This is a genomic window from Rhizobium sp. Root149 (genome assembly GCF_001427345.1).
Classification (GTDB): domain Bacteria; phylum Pseudomonadota; class Alphaproteobacteria; order Rhizobiales; family Rhizobiaceae; genus Neorhizobium; species Neorhizobium rhizoryzae.
Window position 1 is genome coordinate 442,423 of record NZ_LMGD01000012.1, and the last position, 20,818, is coordinate 463,240.

The 20,818-nt window shown below is 59.3% G+C and carries 23 protein-coding genes; 15 read left to right on the top strand and 8 right to left on the bottom strand.

Translation table 11 applies throughout. From position 1 onward, the window contains the following. Positions 1–91: 91 nt before the first annotated feature. Positions 92–1,540, top strand: coding sequence for a DUF1800 domain-containing protein (locus ASD54_RS09000; RefSeq protein WP_062554244.1), 1,449 nt, complete (start codon positions 92–94; stop codon positions 1,538–1,540). Continuing rightward, complete coding sequence (locus ASD54_RS09005) at positions 1,537–2,724, top strand: DUF1501 domain-containing protein (protein WP_062554245.1); 1,188 nt, start codon at positions 1,537–1,539, stop codon at positions 2,722–2,724. Before ASD54_RS09000 ends, ASD54_RS09005 begins: the two co-directional genes overlap by 4 nt. A 12-nt stretch (positions 2,725–2,736) precedes the next feature. On the opposite strand, the gene ASD54_RS09010 is transcribed toward ASD54_RS09005, so the two are convergent. Beyond that, complete coding sequence (locus ASD54_RS09010; protein ID WP_062554770.1) at positions 2,737–3,069, bottom strand: acyl-CoA thioesterase; 333 nt, start codon at positions 3,067–3,069, stop codon at positions 2,737–2,739. A 305-nt stretch (positions 3,070–3,374) separates the two neighbouring features. On the opposite strand from ASD54_RS09010, the gene ASD54_RS09015 reads away from it, so the two are divergent. From ASD54_RS09015 to ASD54_RS09045, 7 genes are all read left to right on the top strand, one after another. Beyond that, positions 3,375–5,186, top strand: coding sequence for a methyl-accepting chemotaxis protein (locus ASD54_RS09015; RefSeq protein WP_062554246.1), 1,812 nt, complete (start codon positions 3,375–3,377; stop codon positions 5,184–5,186). Between the two features lie 277 nt (positions 5,187–5,463). Next, positions 5,464–6,822: an extensin family protein gene (locus tag ASD54_RS09020; protein ID WP_062554247.1), complete on the top strand. Its 1,359-nt coding sequence runs from the start codon at positions 5,464–5,466 to the stop codon at positions 6,820–6,822. A 113-nt stretch (positions 6,823–6,935) separates the two neighbouring features. Continuing rightward, positions 6,936–7,808 (top strand): pantoate--beta-alanine ligase, encoded by an 873-nt coding sequence (panC, locus tag ASD54_RS09025; RefSeq protein ID WP_062554248.1) that lies wholly within the window; start codon positions 6,936–6,938, stop codon positions 7,806–7,808. After that, a complete protein-coding gene (panB, locus tag ASD54_RS09030; RefSeq protein WP_062554249.1) occupies positions 7,808–8,638 on the top strand; it encodes a 3-methyl-2-oxobutanoate hydroxymethyltransferase in 831 nt (276 codons plus the stop codon). The genes panC and panB overlap by 1 nt, the downstream gene beginning before the upstream one ends. Before the next feature lie 22 nt (positions 8,639–8,660). Further along, complete coding sequence (locus ASD54_RS09035; RefSeq protein WP_244484716.1) at positions 8,661–9,125, top strand: GNAT family N-acetyltransferase; 465 nt, start codon at positions 8,661–8,663, stop codon at positions 9,123–9,125. A 113-nt stretch (positions 9,126–9,238) separates the two neighbouring features. Continuing rightward, positions 9,239–10,165: an ABC transporter ATP-binding protein gene (locus ASD54_RS09040; RefSeq protein ID WP_062554250.1), complete on the top strand. Its 927-nt coding sequence runs from the start codon at positions 9,239–9,241 to the stop codon at positions 10,163–10,165. Further along, positions 10,162–10,923 (top strand): ABC transporter permease, encoded by a 762-nt coding sequence (locus ASD54_RS09045; protein ID WP_062554251.1) that lies wholly within the window; start codon positions 10,162–10,164, stop codon positions 10,921–10,923. The genes ASD54_RS09040 and ASD54_RS09045 overlap by 4 nt, the downstream gene beginning before the upstream one ends. Positions 10,924–10,940: 17 nt before the next feature. Here ASD54_RS09045 and ASD54_RS09050 read toward each other — a convergent pair whose 3' ends face one another. Genes ASD54_RS09050 through ASD54_RS09060 form a run of 3 tightly spaced genes read right to left on the bottom strand, consistent with a single transcriptional unit; the run spans position 10,941 to position 12,640 of the window. Further along, entirely contained in the window at positions 10,941–11,639 is a 699-nt protein-coding gene (locus ASD54_RS09050; RefSeq protein ID WP_062554252.1) for a TIGR02281 family clan AA aspartic protease, read from the bottom strand. Next, on the bottom strand, positions 11,633–11,842 hold the full coding sequence (locus ASD54_RS09055; RefSeq protein ID WP_312223346.1) for a DUF1289 domain-containing protein: 210 nt from the start codon (positions 11,840–11,842) through the stop codon (positions 11,633–11,635). Before ASD54_RS09055 ends, ASD54_RS09050 begins: the two co-directional genes overlap by 7 nt. Before the next feature lie 12 nt (positions 11,843–11,854). Further along, positions 11,855–12,640, bottom strand: coding sequence for an adenosylcobinamide-GDP ribazoletransferase (locus ASD54_RS09060; RefSeq protein WP_062554253.1), 786 nt, complete (start codon positions 12,638–12,640; stop codon positions 11,855–11,857). Between the two features lie 102 nt (positions 12,641–12,742). On the opposite strand from ASD54_RS09060, the gene cobT reads away from it, so the two are divergent. Next, on the top strand, positions 12,743–13,780 hold the full coding sequence (cobT, locus tag ASD54_RS09065; RefSeq protein ID WP_062554254.1) for a nicotinate-nucleotide--dimethylbenzimidazole phosphoribosyltransferase: 1,038 nt from the start codon (positions 12,743–12,745) through the stop codon (positions 13,778–13,780). 10 nt (positions 13,781–13,790) lie between these two features. On the opposite strand, the gene ASD54_RS09070 is transcribed toward cobT, so the two are convergent. From ASD54_RS09070 to ASD54_RS09080, 3 genes are read right to left on the bottom strand one after another with little or no spacing between them, the layout of a single operon-like run. Then, positions 13,791–14,072 (bottom strand): type II toxin-antitoxin system RelE/ParE family toxin, encoded by a 282-nt coding sequence (locus ASD54_RS09070; protein WP_062554255.1) that lies wholly within the window; start codon positions 14,070–14,072, stop codon positions 13,791–13,793. Beyond that, positions 14,072–14,296, bottom strand: a complete 225-nt coding sequence (locus ASD54_RS09075; RefSeq protein ID WP_062554256.1) for a hypothetical protein — start codon at positions 14,294–14,296, stop codon at positions 14,072–14,074. The genes ASD54_RS09070 and ASD54_RS09075 overlap by 1 nt, the downstream gene beginning before the upstream one ends. A 39-nt stretch (positions 14,297–14,335) precedes the next feature. Then, entirely contained in the window at positions 14,336–15,871 is a 1,536-nt protein-coding gene (locus ASD54_RS09080; protein WP_062554257.1) for a HAMP domain-containing sensor histidine kinase, read from the bottom strand. Positions 15,872–16,266: 395 nt separating this feature from the next. Between ASD54_RS09080 and ASD54_RS09085 the strand changes: the two genes are divergently transcribed. From ASD54_RS09085 to ASD54_RS09100, 4 genes are all read left to right on the top strand, one after another. Then, a complete protein-coding gene (locus ASD54_RS09085; RefSeq protein ID WP_082547154.1) occupies positions 16,267–16,863 on the top strand; it encodes a thermonuclease family protein in 597 nt (198 codons plus the stop codon). Next, a complete protein-coding gene (locus ASD54_RS09090; RefSeq protein ID WP_062554259.1) occupies positions 16,854–17,495 on the top strand; it encodes a uracil-DNA glycosylase family protein in 642 nt (213 codons plus the stop codon). Before ASD54_RS09085 ends, ASD54_RS09090 begins: the two co-directional genes overlap by 10 nt. Before the next feature lie 66 nt (positions 17,496–17,561). Then, positions 17,562–18,050 (top strand): Lrp/AsnC family transcriptional regulator, encoded by a 489-nt coding sequence (locus ASD54_RS09095; protein ID WP_062554260.1) that lies wholly within the window; start codon positions 17,562–17,564, stop codon positions 18,048–18,050. Between the two features lie 71 nt (positions 18,051–18,121). After that, entirely contained in the window at positions 18,122–18,679 is a 558-nt protein-coding gene (locus ASD54_RS09100) for a hypothetical protein (RefSeq protein ID WP_062554261.1), read from the top strand. Positions 18,680–18,720: 41 nt separating this feature from the next. Here ASD54_RS09100 and ASD54_RS09105 read toward each other — a convergent pair whose 3' ends face one another. Beyond that, positions 18,721–19,590, bottom strand: a complete 870-nt coding sequence (locus ASD54_RS09105) for an NAD(P)-dependent oxidoreductase (protein ID WP_062554262.1) — start codon at positions 19,588–19,590, stop codon at positions 18,721–18,723. Between the two features lie 241 nt (positions 19,591–19,831). Between ASD54_RS09105 and ASD54_RS09110 the strand changes: the two genes are divergently transcribed. Next, on the top strand, positions 19,832–20,803 hold the full coding sequence (locus ASD54_RS09110; RefSeq protein ID WP_062554263.1) for an aliphatic sulfonate ABC transporter substrate-binding protein: 972 nt from the start codon (positions 19,832–19,834) through the stop codon (positions 20,801–20,803). Positions 20,804–20,818 lie beyond the last annotated feature (15 nt).

Consider the following 20,818-nt stretch of genomic DNA (forward strand, 5'->3'; position numbering starts at 1 on the left):
TCCGAAAATGGTCGTATTGCCCAACTCCAAACACCGTTACATGTTCGACTATGTAAGATGATTCAGAATCATATTTTCACAAGGATTATGGATGGCCGCCTCCTTTTCGACCATCGCCGCGAGACGGTTCTGCTATGGACTGAAACCGCGAGAGACGCCTCCATCTGACATCAATGCGCTGATGCTCCAGCTCCAGAAGGGGTCGAAGTCGGTGCCGCGTTTTCCACGCGAGGGCGCCCTCGGGCGTCGGGAAACGCTGGGTCGGCTTGTCTCCGTTCGGACGGTCGAGGCGCGCGCCGCGCAGGATGGCAGACCCAATCCCGGTCTCCGGCAGGAGACGCAGCGGGAGGCGGAGCGCTTGCTGCGCCGGGATGCCCTGTCGCGTGTCGCGCAGGCGGTTTACTGCGAAAACGGGTTCTTCGAACGGCTGGCCAGTTTCTGGGTCAATCATTTCGCCATCAATGCGACGAAGACCTACGAGATGCGACTTCTTGCGCCGCTGTTCGAGGCAGAGGCAATACGGCCTAATCTCGCTGGCAACTTTGGAGACCTGCTGAAGGCGGCGGTGCTGCATCCGGCCATGCTCATCTATCTTGACCAGGCATCCTCCGTCGGGCCGCAGTCTCCGGTCGCCGAGAGAAGCGGGGGGACACTGAACCAGAGCCTGGCGCAGGAACTACTGGAAGTGCACTCTCTGGGAGATCAGGCGGAGTTTACCGCTGCCGATGTCAACGGCGCTGCGTTGATCCTGACCGGCCTGTCCCTCGATCTCCGCAGCCTTGAAGTCAGCAATCGTCCAGGCCGGGCGGAGCCCGGTGCCCATGTCCTGCTCGGCAAATCCTATAGCGACCGTGCACGCAACGGGTCTGATCACCTGGAGATGCTGGCGGATCTCGCCAATCACCCGGCAACTGCCCGCCACATCTGCAACAAGCTCGTTCGCCACTTCATCAGCGAAGAGGTCAATCCGGACATGCTGAGCGGGATGATCGGGCGCTGGCAGGCGACTGGCGGCAATCTGACGGAGGTCTATCGCGCAATGCTCGAGCATCCGGCAGCCTTCGCGCCGGAGGCCAGCAAAGTCATGGCGCCTTTCGAATTCGTGGTCTCGGCCCTGCGCGCGTTTGACGTGAAGGGTGGTGAGTTCGACGCACTCGTCAATGCCGATGATGATCGCGACGGTGACGATGTGCCGCCACCGGATGGCAAGGTGCCGCCACGGCGAAAACCGGGCGTGGCGCGATTGCTGACGCTCCAGTCTCTGCGTCGCATGGGGCAGCCTGTCTGGGAGCCGCCAAGCCCGGCCGGTTTTCCGGACGATGCGGCGAGCTGGCTGATGCCAGGTCATCTGGCCGAACGTGTCGCCTGGGCGCGGATGGCGGTGCGACTTCTGGCATCCGATGTGGCGCCGCTGGCGCTTCTCGACACGGTGCTTGCCGATCTTGCCAGTGCTCAAACGCGGGAACTTGTTTCAGCAGCGCCCAGCAAAGTGCATGGGCTGACCATGGTGCTGGCGTCACCGCAGTTCAATCGGAGATGACGATGGCGGCCAATCGCGAATTCCGGCTCAAACGCCGCGGCTTTCTGGCATCACTCGGTGCTGCTGCGGCTTCATCCCTATTGCCGAATGTCAGCCTAGCCGCGACATCGGGCGACCGTCGCCTTGTCGTGATACTGCTGCGCGGCGGCATGGATGGGGTCGACCTCGTCCAGCCCTATGGCGATGCCAATCTCGGCGTCCTGCGTCCAGACCTTGCCCTGACGCCAGCGAGCGGATTGATCGACCTCGACGGCTTTTTTGGTCTTCACCCTGCGGCTTCTGGTCTGATGTCGTTGTGGAGAGCGGGTCATCTGTCCTTCGCGCATGGCATTGCCAGTCCATATCGAGGTCGCTCCAGCCATTTCGAGGCACAAGACGTGATCGAAACGGGAAATCCCATCGGAAGCGGATCACGGACCGGCTGGTTGAACCGAGCACTTGCGTTGATACCTCGCACGGCTTCGCGCGCAGCGGTCGACATAACCACCAGCGTCGAACTGATCATGACGGGCGGTAACAAGACCGACGTCTGGGCGACACAAAGCGATTTCCCCTTGGCTCAGGACGAAATCAACAGTCTGCAGGCACTGTTTCAAACTGACCCACTTTTTGGCAAGGCGGGTGCTGGCATGTCCGATCTTGATCCGCTGCCGCCAATCGTGAATCCGCAGGCGCGCATGACAGGCATTGCAGACCTGGCGAAACTTGCCGGCTCGCTACTGGCGGAGGATTATCGTGTCGCCAGCTTCTCTCTTGCCGGCTGGGATACGCATCAGGAACAGAAGCGGAGTTTCGCAGAAGCAGTGCGCCTTCTGACCGAGGCAATTCTGCACCTTCAGGCCGGTATGGGTGAGGCTGCCTGGCAACAAACCGCAGTGGTGGCCATAACCGAGTTCGGTCGCACGCTTCGTTTGAATTCAATGGGCGGCACGGATCACGGTACAGCAAGCGCGGCCCTCCTTGCCGGAGGGGCGATTGCCGGAGGGCGCGTTCTTGCCGATTGGCCGGGACTGGCCGAAGGACAATTGTTCGAGGGGCGGGATCTGGCCCCCACGCGTGACATTCGCGAACTGCTGGCGGCACTCCTTTTCCAGCAGTTCGAGATCACGGCTGCCAACCTGAATGCGAAAGTATTCCCTGGCCTCGGCTTCGACCCCAGCAGTCTTTTCGTAAAGACGAATTGATAATGTCGCCTGTCAGGCAGGCACAGCAACCGGCTGTCCGACTTCGTCGATGGCAACCATGATGAAGGTTGCTTCCGTTACCTTTTCCGTGATGCCGTGCCGTGATCGGATAGCCCAGGCTTCCACATGCAGCGTGATCGACGTTCGTCCGATCCGTTCAATCGAGGTGTAGATGCTGAGTGTGTCGCCGATCTTGACCGGTCGCTGAAAGGCCATCTCCTTCACTGCAGCGGTTACGACCCTGCCACGGGCGCGCTCACCGGCCCGGATGCCGGCCGCCAAGTCCATCTGTGCCATGACCCAGCCACCGAAAATATCGCCCGCCGGGTTGGCGTCTCCGGGCATGGCAAGGGTCCGCAAGGTCAGTTCGCCATCCGGCTTCACATTTTCGTTTGTGTCGCTCACTCGGTCGTCCCCTTCATGCTGAATGTGCAAGTAGCGTGCAATAAAATACAGAATTCTGCTTGAGTGCCGCACTCACAATCTCTCAGAACGTGTTGCGCTGCAATATACCAGTGGGGAAAATGTCAGAGTATTGAAGCGTTTAACCGTAGCGATTTGATGAATGACAAGAGTCTTGCTCGGAATTTACCGAACCGTAATAAGCTGCTTCTAATTTGAGTAAAATTTTTTTTAGATGGGGTACTTCCATGAAGAAATTCGGTCTATCGACGCGGCTATTCATGCTGGTTGGACTTGCAGTGGTTATCCTGATTTCTGCCATGGCCATCAGTCTGATGCAAAGTTACTCAGCAGTCGAGGCCGAACGCAAATCGGCTCTTGCCGCGATGAACGCGAATGCGATCAGCTTGCTGAAGGCTGCCTACGACCAGGAGAAGAGCGGCAAACTGACACGCGAGCAGGCCCAGGCCGAGGCAAAGCGGGTGATCGGCGCGATGCGCTACGACAATGGTTCAGGCTATTTCTGGATCAACGACATGCATCCGCGCATGGTCCTGCACCCGATCAAGCCGGAACTGAACGGTGCGGACCTGACGCAGAACAAGGACCCGAACGGCAAATTTCTTTTCGTCGAGTTCGTCAAGACCGTGAAGGCCGGTGGTCAAGGTTACGTCGATTACGACTGGCCGAAGCCGGGCGCTGACAAGCCGGTCGGCAAGTATTCGCATGTCGTCGGTTTCGAGCCCTGGGGCTGGATTGTCGGCACGGGCGTCTATGTCGACGACCTGCAGGCGCTGTTCCTGAAGAAGGCTATCCGTTTCAGCATCGTCTGCGGCGTCGGTCTGCTTGTGCTGGCTGCAGCTGCCTATGTCATCGTGCGCGGCATTACGAAGCCCATCAACGCGATGCGTCAGGTTCTGGGCCGCATGGCACAGGGTGAAGCCAATGTGGCTGTCGAGATTGGCACAGCTTCTCGCGAGTTGAACGAGATGGCGCATTCCATCGAAGTTCTGCGCACGGCGGTCAATGAACGCACCGAACTCCAGGCACGCGATGCGGAACAGCAGCGCGCCATTGCTCAGGACCGGGAGCAGTCTGCGCACCAGATCCGTGCGGCGGCCGAGGGCCAGCAGCGGGCCATGGGCGCGCTGGGGCACGGACTTGAAGCCCTTGCGCGTGGCGATCTTTCCATCGCGCTTGACGATCTCGGGGCGGACTACACGAAGCTTCGCAACGACTTCAATCTTGCTGTGAGTTCGCTGCGCTCGACCATACAGCAGATTTCGGAAACGGGTCACGTTGTCCACAGCAGTTCCGCCAACATCTCCGATGCGACCAACAATCTTTCCCGCCGCACGGAACAACAGGCTGCTGCCCTGGAACAGACGGCTGCGGCGCTGGAAGAAATTACCTCGACAGTAAAGACAGCTTCGGAGCGCGCCGTGGAGGCCCGCGCCATGGTGGCGGAAACCAAGAAGAGTGCCGGCCGCTCCGGCGAAATCGTCAGCGAGGCGATCACCGCCATGGGCCGTATCGAGGACTCCTCGAACCGTATCGGCCAGATCATCGGCGTGATCGACGAGATCGCTTTCCAAACCAACCTCCTGGCGCTCAACGCCGGTGTGGAAGCGGCCCGTGCGGGTGAGGCAGGTCGCGGCTTTGCGGTGGTGGCGCAGGAAGTGCGCGAACTTGCCCAGCGCTCTGCCAATGCCGCCAAGGAGATCAAGCAGTTGATCCAGAATTCGGCCCATGAGGTCGAGGCGGGCGTCTCGCTGGTTCGCACCACGGGCGACGCTCTCGTCGAGATCGTCAAGCTTGTCGAACAGGTGAATGCGCAGGTCGAGGGAATTGCGACAGCGTCCCGCGAACAGGCCACGGGTCTGCAGGAAATCAATACCTCCGTCAGCCATATGGACCAGATGACCCAGCAGAATGCTGCCATGGTGGAGGAAACCACGGCCTCCAGCCAGACGCTGGAAGAACAGAGCCGCCAGTTGCAGAGCCTGCTCTCCGGGTTCCGTCTTGGCCAACAGGACATGCGCATGCACCGCGCCGCCTGATAAGCGAGTATCGAGACCAAACGAACGCCCGTTGCGAAACCGCAGCGGGCGTTTGGCATTTGAGCGATTTTCAAACACGATCGTTCAGGTCTGAGGCGGTTCCATCAGTCGTTGCTACAATATTGCCCTGAAAAGACCCCGATCTCGAAAGTCTTTGTTTACCCTGTGTGCCTAGAATTTTGAGGTGTGGCATTCCGGCAAGGGTGGCACACGATGGCCCTGGATGATCGTTGCACGTTCAGGACGACGGCCCGGTTCCCCAATGTGAGCAGCTTGTATGGCGTATGCTTTGAACACCCGAAGGGCCGTGGCCTTCCTGATGATCTCCACGATGCTGGTGGGTTGCACCGCAGACGGGCTGGTGCCGCCTGCACCTATTGACCGTGGCACGCGGGTCAGCGCCATTCCGCCGGGACGGGTTCCGGTTCAACAGGCGCCTTCCATGGACGCCTATGCCGCGCCAGCCCAGCAGCCGATGGAGCAGGTGGGCAACCCTTACGAGCCCGCCGCGCAGCCCATGCCCCCGGCAGCGACGCGCCAGGCGCGTCTTCCCATGATAGACAGCGACGAGGCGATGACACAGCCCCGTCAGATGGGTGAGCCTCCAAAGACCCTTGGCACGCTGACCTATGATGCCAATGGCGTCAATATGGATGCGGCGCTTGGCGTCGGCGGCGGACAGCCTGCTCCGCATGTGGTTGGCCTTGCCGAGGAGCAGAATAACGATATTGCGGAAGGCAATGCCTCGCAGCCTGTCGTGGACGGCATCGGCACCGATGCGCCTGTCCAGCGCAACAGGCCCACCCAGCGAAGCGCGCAACCCTATGCAACAAGCGCGCCTGTGCAACCGGCGCAGGATCTCTATCTCCAAAACCAGCCGCAGCAGAATTCGCTCGCGCCCAAGCGGGTGCAACAGCCGGTGCGGGGCGATCTCGCCGCAACTCCACCCCGCTGGAGCGATTCCCGTCCAGTCGTCGCCCCGAGCAGGATCGAGCCGGAGCCGCAGCAGGTAGCGATGCTGATGCCGCGCAACCCGACAATCGCACAGCAATCCTCCCGCACCGACGCCTCTCCCATGCCGGCATCCGAAGCGAGCTGCCGCGCCCAGTTGAAGCGCATGGGTGTGCTTTACCGGGACAAGCCGCAAATTTCCGATGGCCCGAGTTGCGGCATCGACTATCCGGTTGAGCTCTATGGCCTCTCCGGAGGCGTGCAGGTCAAACCGGCCGTGACCCTCAATTGCCAGACGACGCTTGCCTTTGCCCAATGGGTGAAGAACGAGCTCGTGCCATCCTCGCGCGTTCGCTACTGGAGCGGCATCGGCAAGATCGAGCCCATGGGCGGATATTCCTGCCGTCGCATGAACAACAGTCGCCAACGCTACAACCCGATGTCCGAGCACGCGCGCGGCAATGCCATAGATGTCGGCAAGTTCGTATTGAAGAACGGCCACGAAATCGATGTTCGAAAGAAGGGCCTGTTCTCGTTCCGCGAGGGAGCGCTGCTGAAGGCCGTTCGTGACGATAGCTGCAAGTATTTCAACACGGTTCTCGGTCCGGGCAGCAATGCCGAACACTGGAACCACTTCCATTTCGATCTGCGCAGTCGTGCTTCCGGCAATCGATACTGCGACTGATCTGAATTCCCGGCTGATATATCTTTCACTCCGGCGGCGCCTGCGATAAATGCGCTGCAACAAAGGCGGACGGCCATGTTCCGGCCGCCAACGGGTGAGGACGGGAGTGGAATTTGCAGATCATCAAGACTCGTGAGGAATTGCGGGCCGCTGTCCGCGCTCTGCGTGGCGACGGCAGGAGGATCGGCTTCGTTCCCACCATGGGATATTTGCATGTCGGGCACATGACGCTCGTGGAGCGCTCTCAGGCCGAGAACGGTGCTACCGTCGTTTCCATTTTCGTGAACCCGCTGCAATTTGGCAAGAACGAGGATCTGGACAAGTACCCCCGTGATCTGGCCCGCGACAGCGCGATGCTGGAAGCGGCTGGTGTCGATATTCTTTTTGCTCCTGACGTCAGCGAGATGTATCCGAGCCCCATGCTGACCGTGGTGGATGTGCCGACCATTGGCAGCCAGCTGGAGGGTGAGGTTCGGCCCGGTCATTTCGCAGGCGTGGCAACCGTCGTGACGAAGCTGTTCAATCTTGTTCAGCCGGATGTCGCCTATTTCGGCGAGAAGGATTATCAGCAGGTGCAGATCATTCGGCGCATGGTCGAGGATCTGGCGCAGCCGGTGCGGGTGGTTGCCGTTGCCACTGTTCGCGAGCCTGACGGACTGGCCTGCTCGTCGCGCAATGTCTATCTCACCGAGGACGAACGGAAGGCAGCGGTCATCGTACCGCGGGCGCTCGACCTTGCCGAGCGGCTTGTTCGCGAGGGTCTGAAGGATCCCGTGGCGCTGGAGGCGGAGCTCACGGCATTCCTGAAGCGCGAACCATTGGCCGAGCCGGATGTGGTGGCCGTGCGCCATGCGACCACGCTGCAGCGCGTGACGGACCTGAGCGATGAGGCGGTGGTCGTTGCTCTCTTCGTTCGCTTTGGAACGACACGGCTATTGGACAACCGGGTCATTGCTCCCGTTTCTCGTGCAGAGGATACCCATTGATGAGCGCACCGACAAAGGTTCGACGCAAGACGATCACCGCCATTCGCGCGATGAAGGGGCAGCAGAAAATTGTTTCGCTGACCGCCTACACCACGCCTATGGCGCGCCTGCTGGATCCGCACTGTGATCTCTTGCTGGTCGGCGATTCACTCGGAATGGTGCTGTACGGCATGGAGACGACCGTCTCGGTGACGCTCGACATGATGATCGCGCATGGGCAGGCCGTGATGCGCGGTGCAGCCCAAGCCTGCGTGATCGTCGACATGCCCTTTGGCAGCTACCAGGAATCGAAGGAGCAGGCCTATCGCAACGCCGTTCGCATTCTGCAGGAAACTGGCTGCGATGGTATCAAGCTCGAGGGCGGCGCGGAGATGGCCGAAACCATTCATTTTCTCTCGACCAGAGGCGTGCCTGTGCTGGCACATGTGGGTCTGATGCCGCAGATGGTGAATACATCCGGCGGCTTTCGTGCGCTGGGCCATAGCGATGAAGAGGCGACAAAGATCGCCGCCGACGCTGCTGCGGTTGCGCAAGCGGGTGCATTTGCGGTGGTGATTGAAGGGACTGTCGAACCGGTTGCCCGAGAGATTTCACAGTCGCTGGCCATCCCGACAATTGGTATCGGCGCCTCCGCCGCTTGCGATGGGCAGGTGCTGGTCTGTGACGACATGCTGGGTCTGTTCGATGCGTTCAAGCCACGCTTCGTCAAACGCTATGCTGAACTCGGCGCTCTGGTCTCGCAATCTGCGGCGGACTATGCACGCGACGTGCGGGAGGGTAGCTTTCCGGCGGAGGAACACACATTCCAGCCCCGGCGCAAACCGGATTAAGTCAGACAGGAGTTCGCTACCCTTGCCGCTTGAGCCGCCCATCATCCAGCTTTGTCCAGTCACGGCTGACCTTGTGCCGAAGCTTCTCGACCTGCGTCTTCGACCGGATCAGGTGCGGATGGTGGCGAGCGTTGCCGATTCTCTTGAGGAGGCCGAGACTGACGAGGACGCAAGACCGCGCGCCATTCTGCACGATGGTGAGCCTGTCGGTTTTCTGATGTATGACGCGACCAGTGCTGACGATGTTGCGCAACTCTACCGCTTCATCATCGATGAACGGCAGCAGGGTAGGGGTTTCGGGCGGGCTGCTCTGTCCGCAGTCATCGCCGAGATTCGCCGCGAGCCGCATGTCTTAAAGATTTCCATCTGTTACGAACCGGAGAACCTGGCTGCGCGCCAGCTTTATCTCAGTGCAGGCTTTGTCGAGCAAGGGTTGGATGAGGATGGCGAGATGATTGCCCATCTGCCGTTGCCGCCTTCCTTCTGATCTCCGAATATTTGACCTCCCTTTTCGGAGGTGGTTGCCTATATACGCTGCGGGATCGTTGCAGATTCCGCCTGCCATGTTTCTACCCTCCATAATTTACGCGAAGGTCCGCGATGCCCGCGATTGTTTCCATTCGAAATCTTCAGAAGACCTATGCCAACGGATTTTCGGCGCTGAAGGGCGTCAACCTCGACATCGAGGAAGGTGAAATTCTCGCGCTGCTCGGCCCGAACGGTGCGGGCAAGACAACGATGATTTCCATCATCTGCGGGATTTCCATGCCCACGGGCGGAACCGTGATGGTGGGGGGCCATGATGTGGTTCGCGACTTCCGGCAGACACGCAAGCTCATCGGCCTCGTGCCGCAGGAGTTGACGACGGATCAGTTCGAGACCGTCTGGAATACAGTCAGCTTTTCGCGTGGTCTGCATGGCGAAAAAGCCAACCCCAAGCTTATCGAACAGATTCTCAAGGATCTCTCGCTCTGGGACAAGCGTGACAACAAGCTGCGCGAGCTTTCCGGCGGCATGAAGCGTCGCGTGCTGATTGCCAAGGCGCTGGCTCATGAGCCGCGCATTCTGTTTCTGGATGAACCGACGGCCGGCGTAGATGTGGAGCTGCGACGCGGCATGTGGGCGGCGATTGACCGCCTGCGGGAGGGCGGCGTGACGGTGATCCTGACCACGCATTACATCGAAGAGGCTGAAGAGATGGCGGACCGGATTGGCGTCATCAGCGGCGGCGAGCTTCTGCTGGTGGAAGAAAAGCGTGCGCTGATGCAGAAGCTGGGGCGAAAACAGCTGCGGCTTGAACTGAAGTCACCGCTTTCCGCTCTGCCGCCCTCGCTTGAGGCTCTGCAACTTAATCTTTCGGAGGATGGGCGAGCCGTCATCCACGAGTATGGAAACGGCGCTGGCGAGGCACGCATTGGCGCGGTTCTGGCAGCTATGGAAAGCGAAGGCCTGATGATCAGCGATATTTCCACCCATCAGAGTTCGCTTGAAGATATCTTCGTTTCGCTCGTGGGAGATCGCGCATGAACTGGGAAGCGATCAAATCCATCTACCTTTTCGAGATGGCCCGAATGAAGCGGACCCTGCTGCAAAGCGTGATTTCGCCAGTGATCACCACCTCGCTGTATTTCATCGTGTTCGGAACGGCCATCGGTACCCGCATCCAGGAAGTCAACGGCGTGTCCTACGGGGCATTCATAACGCCGGGACTGATCATGCTCACACTCCTTGGCCAGTGCATCAGCAATGGCGCGATCGGCATCTATTTCCCGAAATTTACTGGCACGATCTACGAGATCCTGTCAGCGCCCGTGTCCATGACGGAAGTGGTGATCGGCTACGTCGGCGCCGCGGCCAGCAAGGGAATCATTATCGGTCTAATCATCCTCGCTACGGCCTCGTTCTTCGTGGACCTGTCGATCCAGCATCCCGTCATGATGCTCGTCTTCATGGTGCTGACGGCAATAACCTTCTCGATGGCTGGCTTCATTATCGGTATCTGGGCGGACAACTTTGAACAGTTGAACCTTGTGCCCATGCTGGTGGTGCCGCCGCTGACCTTCCTCGGTGGCAGCTTCTATTCCATCGACATGCTGCCGCCTTTCTGGCAGACGGTCAGCCACTTCAATCCGGTGCTTTATCTGGTCTCGGGCTTCCGCTGGAGCTTCTACGGCATTGCTGATGTGAACCCGGTGATCAGCCTCGTGATGATTGCGGTGTTCCTGACGATCTGTCTCAGCCTGCTGTTCTGGATCTTCCGGACGGGTTACCGGCTGCGGAAATAACTCACGGCCAACGATATTCAGTCGCGCAAGCGGAGCTGATCTGTCTGCATCTGAAGTGAGCCGAGGGTGGAGAGGAAACTCATGCCCAGAAGGCTTTGCTCCAAGCGGCCCTGTTCCGCCACCAGCGCTCGCAGGTTTTGCCGGGCGATTGGCCCAATGCCGACATTATCCAGACGGACTGGTGCCGCCATGGCTCGCCCATTTGCGGTCATGACGGGTGTTGTGAAATCGAGCTTCGAGGGATCAAGGCCGATTGCTTGCGCATCGCGCCATGACAGGACGATGGAACTCGCGCCCGTATCGACAAGCATCGGGATCGTCTTGCCATCGACGCTGACCTGCGCCTGGAAGTGACCGTTGCGGGCGCGGTAGAGCACGACTTCCGAACCGCCTTCACTCGTCGTCATCACCATCGGACTACCGGGGATCAGCCCAGCGGTCACGCGTGCGCCGATGCTGCGGAAATCATCCCGGTAGACGTAGCCAGCGACCAGAACGAGCGCGACAACCAGCCAGATGACGATGTTGCGGAGCACCTCGGATGCCTTGCCTCTTCGTCCCGCCAGAACGCCAGCCGACAGCAGGATGGCAATGGCCGACAATTGAACGAGATGGGCGAAATCATCATTGGCGAAGCCAAAGGTCTGGCCCGCATCGTTGTTGAAGATCAACAGCGCAAGACCGGCACCGAGAATGGCCAGCACGATCATCAGCATGGCTGGGCGTTCTCCTGTTGCGGAGGATCGACGGGGCCAAGCGTTTTCAGGCGCGCAGGGAGGAGTTGCATCAGCGCGATCCTCTGCGCCTCCGTCATGCTGGTCCAGCTTCCTATCTCATCGCCCGTGCGCCCACAGCCGACGCAGATGCCGGATTGCGGATCGAGAGCACAAACAAGGATACAGGGCGTCACCATGGCCATTATATTGGCTCTCTACAGACTGATCACAAGAGCGGCGAGACATGCCATTTCCGTGATCTGCTGGGTCGCGCCGATGGTATCTCCCGTATGGCCGCCGATCTTCTCCCGCACGTAGCGGATGAACAGGAAAGCGGCGCCTGCCGCGCACATGAGCATGGCAATGACCGAGCCCAGGGAGGCGCCCGCAACGATGAGCAAAAGCGCGAACCCGAGAGCGGAGAAAACCGCGACGCGCACGGCGGAGGATTGGGGCTGGCCCATGGCAACCGCTGTGCCGTTGACGCGCGCAGGGGGAAGATGGGCCCAGTGCCAGACCATGAGCGCACGCGAGATTGCGGCCGCCGATATCAGTGCAGAAGCGGCGAGTGTGCCGCCATGGGTGGAGATAAGGGCCGAAAGCGCCGCCGCACGAATACCGAAGCTTGCGATGAGGCCTATGACGCCGAAGCTGCCGATGCGGCTGTCCTTCATGATGGTGAGCGCGTGCTCCTTGTCGCGGCCACCGAACAGGCCATCGGCACTATCGGCCAGACCATCCTCATGCAGGCCGCCCGTGAGCAAAGCGGCAAGCGCGAGCGCCAGAAATGCAGCAAGCAGAGACGCTTCGGGACTACCTTCCATCAGCCAGATGAGCAGCGCGGAGGGCAGGGCGATGAGCGCGCCAGCAGTCGGGAAGGCACGACATGCGCGGGCCACGGAGCCATCATGCCCCTCGAAAAAGCGTGCGGGAACGGGCAGCCGCGACAGGAATGCGACGGAGCGCGCCAGATCGGTTATGAATTCAGGCACGTTTTGCAGTTGTTCCTCCGGGCTGCTCTCATTAAGGAGGACGCAGCAAATCAGATTCCATCGCCTAACTCAAAGGGCGAACTGGACTTAACGACAAGGAAGATTGATCCGATGAGCATGAGCGGCCTGCCATTCGATGATTTTCGCACGCTGTTGCGCGAGCTTCCCGGCCCGGACACCCGTGCGCTGGTGGCTGCGCGTGAACGCGATGCGCAGTTGACCAAGCCCAAGGGATCGCTGGGACGCCTGGAAGAAATCGCCTTCTGGCTGGCCGCCTGGACGGGACGCGCCCCTGCCGTGACACGTCCGCTGGTCGCGATCTTCGCCGGTAATCACGGTGTCGCCCGCCATGGCATCACACCCTATCCGCCATCGGTCACGCAGCAGATGGTTGAGAATTTCGCTGCTGGCGGCGCGGCCATCAACCAGATCTGTGCGGCCAATGATCTGGGCCTGAAGATTTTCGATCTGGCGCTGGACTACCCGACGGGGGATATTACCTGCGAGGCGGCTCTTTCCGAACGGGATTGTGCTGCGACCATGGCATTCGGCATGGAGGCGATTGCCGGTGGCACTGATCTTCTGTGTATCGGCGAGATGGGCATTGGTAACACGACCATCGCGGCGGCCATCAATCTCGCGCTTTACGGCGGAGAAGCTGAGGACTGGGTTGGTCCCGGAACAGGGTCGGAGGGCGAGGTGCTGGCCCGCAAGATCGCGGCAGTCAAGCAGGCAGTTGCTTTCCACCGCGATCACCTGTCCGACCCGCTGGAAGTGCTGCGCCGACTGGGCGGACGCGAAGTGGCGGCCATGGCGGGTGCCATTCTCGCGGCGCGCGTGGAGAAGATCCCGGTCCTGATCGACGGTTATGTGGCAACGGCTGCCGCCTCCATTCTGAAGGCAGCGAACCCGACCGCCCTGGACCACTGCCTCATCGGCCATGTGTCCGGCGAGCCCGGCCACCTGCGCGCCATCGAACGACTTGGCAAGACGCCGCTTCTGGCGCTGGGCATGCGGCTTGGCGAAGGCACGGGCGCAGCGCTTGCCGCAGGCATTGTGAAGGCAGCTGCCGCTTGCCATTCCGGCATGGCGACGTTTGCACAGGCAGGCGTCAGCACGGCGGGAACACCGACTCCGCATCACCATTAATTTTGCAGCTTCAGCCAGCCGCTTTTCGGCGGCTGGTATGGAGAACGCGGAGAATGACGACTTCGCTCTCAGTGAGGCGGTAGAACAGGACATATGGATAAGGCGTAATAGCCAACCGACGAACGGTTGGGATATCCGTTTGCCTGCCGGCGCCTGGTTGCTCTTTAAGCAGGGTCAGTACCGCATCAAGCCGGGCTGCGACATTCGATGCGCCTGTCGGAGAACTGTCGCGGATGAATTCAAGTATCGTTTCGATTTGCTGAGCAGAACGCTTGGTAAGGCGAATTTTCATCACTTGAATCTGTTCAGCAACTTCCGTGCCTGGGCTTCGTCCACGAGTTCGTCCTGATCGGCCTCTTGTAGGCCAGCGTGGACCTCTGCCAACTCTTCCTCGCTGAGGCGATAGACGGACTGGTCCTCGCTTGCCATCTGCAAAACCAGACGTGCAATATCATCCTGCTTCTCGGGCGGAAGCTGGCGGGCGGTCTCAACGGCGATGTCGAACAGCGTTGTCATGGTGCCATTATGCGCTGCCTGGCGCTTCGAGGGAAGGGGTCAGGCGAAGCTTTTGCGGCGCGGTTCCACCGCGCGCGTCGCTGCTACGGCGGGCAGACTTTGCAGAACGCGAGTGGCGGGAAGGATTGCAATGACTTCGGTGCCCTCACGCAATTTCGATCGCAGGATGAACTGACCGTCGTGCTTTGCCAGGATCGCCTGCACGATAGGAAGCCCGAGGCCGGTGCCTTGCTCTGCGCTCTTGATCGCGATGGAGCCCTGACCAAACGCCGACAGCACGACCGGAATTTCATCTTCCGCAATGCCCGGTCCATTGTCCTTGATGGCGACATACTGACCGCCACCGGCGGTCCAACCGACTTTTACCGTGACCTCGCCACCCTGGCTGGTAAACTTTACCGCGTTTGACAGCAGGTTGAGCAGGACCTGCCGCATTGATTTCTCATCGGCCCAGACCTGCGGCAGGTTTGGCTCGAACTGCTGATGGATGCTGATGTTCTTGGCGCGTGCGCGCAACTGCACCATGCCGATGCAATCCTCGGCGATCTCCAGCAGTGAAAGCGCTTCCTCGTTCAATTCATAACGACCCGCCTCGATGCGCGACAGATCGAGAATCTCGTTGATGAGGTTGAGCAGATGCTGGCCTGAGCGGTGGATATCACCGGCATATTCCCGGTAAGTGCCATTTCCCATCGGTCCCAGCACTTCCGAACTCATGACCTCCGAGAAGCCGAGAATAGCGTTCAAGGGGGTGCGCAGTTCGTGCGACATGGATGCGAGGAAACGCGACTTGGCCAGATTGGCCTCTTCCGCGCGACGGCGGGCTTCATCCGAAACCGACTTGGCAACCTCGAGTTCGGCAATCAGATCGTCCTTTTCCGACTGGTAGGACATCAGCGTCAGGTTGGAGCGATAGAAGCGGTTCGAGATGTAGTGGAAAAACAGAACGGCCGTGGCGCATAGACCGAGAAGCCCGACATCGAAGACGTTGCGGCTGTCGAGGGCGATGAGGCCAAGGCTGATCATCGGCAACAGGAAGGCAACGATGACCGCCATGCGCAACAGGACATTGCTCATGGCTGTGATGGATATCGCGATCAGCAGCACCGCGCCCTTGTAGAAGTAATAGCCATCGCCGCCGCAGACTGCGCATTCGCTAAAGGCAAAGGTTGCCCAGCAGGCGCCCATCAGGAACTGGCCGAAGATGAACATGCGCTGCCAGCGTTGGGTATTGAGCGCCGTCAGTTCAGTCTTCGAAGCGCGACGCGCAAGCAGGAGGTTCAGCGAGTGCGCCGCAAGCGTGAACAGCGCCCAAGGCAACAGGGAGGAATCGCTGGTGATATAGGTGCCGACTGCTGCGACGAGGACGATGAAGAAGGGCAGGATGAGCGCACTTTGCAGCATGTTATTGACATGCAAGGCAAGCGCATCGTGATCGAAGGCGTGGCTGCCATTGGCGCTGGACTGCAAGCGCTCACGCGTGGCGCGAACCGCCTTCGACACCGCTTTGTTACGGTGGTGCCGCGATTTGTCCACGATGATCTTGTCGGTGGATGTGCTGACGCCGCTACTCATGGCCAATTTTCAATCGAATACGCGTTTTGGGAATGGTAGGGTCTAAATCTTAAGAAGATCCTGACGGAAAGGTTTTGTTTGCCATCTTCGGCAGCCTTCCGTTTGCAATTAGAGCGGAGTTCAACCTGATTGAATCATTCTGCAGCAATGGATTTTCGTCAGGATCAAGGATTTTGTCGATGGGCATATCGGGACATACGCCCGAGGCGAAAGCCGAAGGTAATGGCGAAAATACATGCTGCCCAGCGGGTTGGCCGAAACCGGCCGTCCACTTTGTCGAAGGGCTTGGGCGTATGCTATGGCTACGCCACGCGCCCTTCTCCTCGTGGAACAACCGGTTTGGGCCAACAGAATTGATCCAATCAGGTCGAATTCCGCTCTAAGATCGAATTTGAATGAGTGCATATAGAAGGCATCGACGTTACCGAAGGGCGCAGGACTGGATCCTGACTGCTTGTTTCATTCTGGGACTTCTATTTGTGGCCAACATGCTGCAGGGCGGGGGCGAGCAGAAGGTTTTCCGTGGCCCCTTCCATGTCATCGATGGCGATACGCTTGCGCAGATGGGGACTCGTTTGCGGTTGTCGGGCATTGATGCGCCGGAGCTGGACCAAACGTGCCGCACCGTGGATGACCGGCCCTGGCCTTGCGGAAAGGCTGCGCGGGAGCAACTGGTGGACCTCGTCAAGGACGGTGATGTCGAGTGTCGTGGTACGGAGGTGGACCGTTACGACCGCCCGCTCGTCATATGTTATCGGCAGAATACAAATCTGAACGTCCAGATGGTTCGTACAGGGTTTGCGCTTTCAGCGGGGTTGCTGACCTATCAGCGTGAACAGCTGAAAGCCGAAAACGAAAAGCGCGGCATCTGGGCCGGACGGTTTCAGCGTCCGTCACAGTGGCGGAGAGAGCGGAAGCGTGAAAATCAGGGCGTCGATTTCTCCAATATGCTTGATGGTTTGAAAGGAGTACTGTCTCTGCAATGGCTTTGACGGGTGATGAGCAGCGTATCGAAATCTTGCAGACGGCGATTTCTGCCTGCCGGATCTGCCGGGATGTTCCTGCCAAAGGCATTGAGGACCGGCTGCCGCATGAACCCCGGCCCGTTGTCGTCATGTCCTCTACAGCCAGGATTTTGATTGCGGGGCAGGCGCCTGGGCTTCGCGTTCATGAAAGCGGCATACCGTTCGACGATGCATCCGGCGACAGGCTGCGCCAATGGTTGGCTGTGACGCGCGAGGAGTTTTACGATCCGGCGAAGTTTGCGATCGCGCCGATGGGTTTTTGCTTTCCCGGCTACGATGCCAAGGGGCATGACCTGCCGCCGCGCCGGGAATGCGCGCCCCTGTGGCGTCGTGCCGTGATTGATGCGATGCCGCAGATCGAACTTGTTCTCGCAATCGGTGGGTATGCCCAAGGCTGGCATCTGAACCACGCAGGCAAACAAAGCATGACAGACACGGTGTTCAACTGGCGACGAAGTTTTATGGTCAATGATGGTGTGCGCATCCTGCCGTTGCCGCATCCAAGCTGGCGCAACAGCGGCTGGTTGAAGCGCAATCCGTGGTTCGAGGCAGACCTGCTTCCCGTTTTGCGACAGAGTGTGGACAGCCTTATTCGTTGAAACGATTTTCGGTTACTTGCTCCAAATTTCAGGCTATGAAGAAAAATAATCTCTGAAGGAGCGAATATGGATCGTCTTGACCGCAAGATTCTGCGCATTTTGCAGGAAGACTCGACACTTGCCGTGGCCGATCTTGCCAAGAAGGTCGGTCTTTCCACCACGCCTTGCTGGCGCCGCATCCAGAAGATGGAAGAGGATGGCGTTATTCGGCGTCGCGTAGCGCTGCTCGATCCGGCCAAGGTCAACACCAAAGTGACCGTTTTCGTCTCCATCCGCACCAACAGTCACTCCATGGAATGGCTGAAGCGTTTCTCGGAAGTCATCTCGGAATTCCCGGAAGTGGTGGAGTTCTACCGTATGAGCGGCGATGTGGATTACCTTCTGCGCGTCGTCGTGCCGGATATCGCCGCCTATGATGCATTCTACAAGCGGATGATCTCCAAGATCGAGATCCGCGATGTGTCCTCGGTGTTTGCGATGGAGCAGATCAAGTACACGACGGAATTGCCGCTGGATTACATGATGCTCGACAACCAGCGTTCCGGCGAAGAGTAAGCGGCAGCCGAGCTATCCGCACGGCCGTCTACCGTTTCGACAGGTGGTTCCTCGGATCAAGTTGAGGATTGATGGAGACGTCCCAGATCGAAGAGCGGCGCATCCGGTTCGAGGCCAGGAAACTGGCGGTCGAACTGCTCGTGAAAATCCACCTGGAGCACCTGGAAGGTTCACGTCACCTGGTGATGAACCACTACCGGCTAAATTTCGGTCTGTCGCTGAGTGCTGTCGCCGGTCTGGTAACACTTTATGCAGCAGCGATCCGTCTGGGTGCCGAGTTGGGAAGCGACCCCGGCAGCCTGATACGGATCGGGTTTGCACTTCTGGCTATTGGTTGCCTCGTCGCATCTGCCATGCTGGCTACACGCGCCTTGCGAAAGCTTGCATCCAGTTCGGCACACTTGCTTCGCGACCCGTTTCCCAATGCGGAGACTGAGCTGGCAGAGATTTTCGAAAATCCGAATGCGGATGAGACCAGCATCGTGCGCAACATCCTGCAGGTGATGAAGCTGAGAGTGGAATCCGAACCTGCGTTCAATCACACCTCAGGACGGAATACATTTCTACTGGTGCTTGGCGTCATCTTCGGACTAGCGCCTTTTGTTGTCGTCTGGCCGCTGCCGATGTAGGAGGCAGCCTCGTACCGGATTGGCCCGAGGCTGCAATTTTCTTACTTCTCGAGCCGTGCCAGCAGGGATGAGGTGTCCCAACGGTTGCCGCCCATTTTCTGAACCTCGGCGTAGAATTGATCGACAAGCGCTGTCACGGGCAAGGTTGCGCCGTTGCGCTTGGCCTCGGTCAGTACGATGTCAAGATCCTTGCGCATCCAGTCGACAGCAAAGCCGAAGTCGTATTTTCCTGCGTTCATCGTCTTGTGGCGATTTTCCATCTGCCAGGAGCCGGCCGCGCCCTTCGAGATGACTTCAACCACCTTTTCGATATCCATGCCTGCCTTCTTGCCGAAGTGAACAGCCTCTGAAAGGCCCTGAACGAGACCGGCAATGCAGATCTGGTTCATCATCTTGGCCAGTTGGCCTGCGCCGACCGGACCCATGAGGCCGACCATGCGGGCATAGGCATCGATGACCGGTTTTGCTGTATCGAAGGTCGCCTGATCGCCACCGCACATGACGGTGAGGACGCCGTTTTCCGCGCCTGCCTGGCCGCCGGACACCGGGGCATCGATGAAGCCACAGCCCTTGGCGGAGGCCGCCTGCGCCAGTTCCCGCGCCACTTCTGCAGAAGCGGTGGTGTTGTCGATCAGAATGGCGCCCGGCTTCATGGCGGCAAGAACACCGTCCGGTCCAATGGTAACCGAGCGAAGATCATCATCATTGCCGACGCAGGTGAAAACGAAATCGGCACCTTCGGCAGCTTCTGCCGGTGTCTTACCCAAACGACCGCCAAACTTCGACACCCAGGCCTCAGCCTTGGCGGTTGTGCGGTTGTACACAGACACCTCGTGTCCGCCTTTTTCCTTCAGGTGTCCCGCCATTGGAAAGCCCATAACGCCGAGACCGATGAAAGCTACCTTTGCCATTACCCATTCCTCTTTGAGTGCTGGCTTTCATTAGACCAGTTTTTCATCCCACGGAAGCACGCGAAATCCAACACGCCGGAAGTGGATAATCATAATAGTCCATAGAATTGGAAGAAATTATCGTTTGCATCGCTGAAAAGAGATTTTCTTATGTCGATGCTATTGGTCGTCTATGGGAGCCTTACCTCATCGCTGAACCACCGGACGCTCGGACGCCGGTTGAAAATCTGGAGATGGGGACATGACTGATTTTTCACGCCGGCAGACGCTGGCTCTATTCGGTGGCGCTGTTGTCGCTTCCACACTAACGCTACCCGGCATCACACGAGCCGCGACCACGACCATCAGAATTGGTTGGCAGAAGGGCGGCGTTCTGGCGCTTGCGAAGGCAGAAGGTGCGCTGGAGAAGCGTTTTGCGGCCAAGGGTGTGACAATCACCTGGTCCGAGTTTTCATCCGGGCCGCCGCTTTTGGAGGCGCTGGGTGCTGGCGCGCTGGACTTCGGGCCAACGGGCGATGTGCCACCGCTGTTTGCACAGGCTGCGCGTGGTAACCTGGTCTATGCAGGAACGTACAAGGGCAGCTCCGAAGGCTCGGCAATTCTGGTCAAGGCGGATTCGCCGATCAAGACGATTGCCGATCTGAAGGGCAAGAAGCTGGCGTTCAAGCGCGGCTCCAGCGCACACAATGTCGCGGTGAAGGTTCTGCGCAAGGGTGGGCTTTCCCTGACGGACGTGACGCTGGTCGACCTTGCGCCACCGGATGCTGCAGCGGCATTCAAGAATGGCAGCATCGATGCCTGGTCGATCTGGGATCCCTACACGGCGGTTGCTGAAGCTGATCCGCAGACGCGCGTGCTGACGACGGCGCAGGGCATTGTCGACAGCTGGAGCTACTTCCTCGCCAACGGCGATTTCGCCAAGGAAAACGGTGGGCTCATTCTCGAGATCTTCGACGAGTTGGCGCAGGTGGGCAAGCGGGCGCAGGCCAACCTGGACAAGACGGTTCCGGCGCTCTCTGCCATCACCGGCGTGCCGGAAGACATTACCCGCAAGACGCTTCAGCGCACAGGCTTCAACCTCGGGGACGTTGGCACGATCTCGGATCAGGCGATTGCCTACCAGCAGGCGCTCGCGGACGAGTTTTTCGAACTCAAGATCATTCCGAAGAAGCTGACGATCACGGACATCGTCTGGCGCCCGAAGGCAAGCTGAACCCACGAAAGGGAG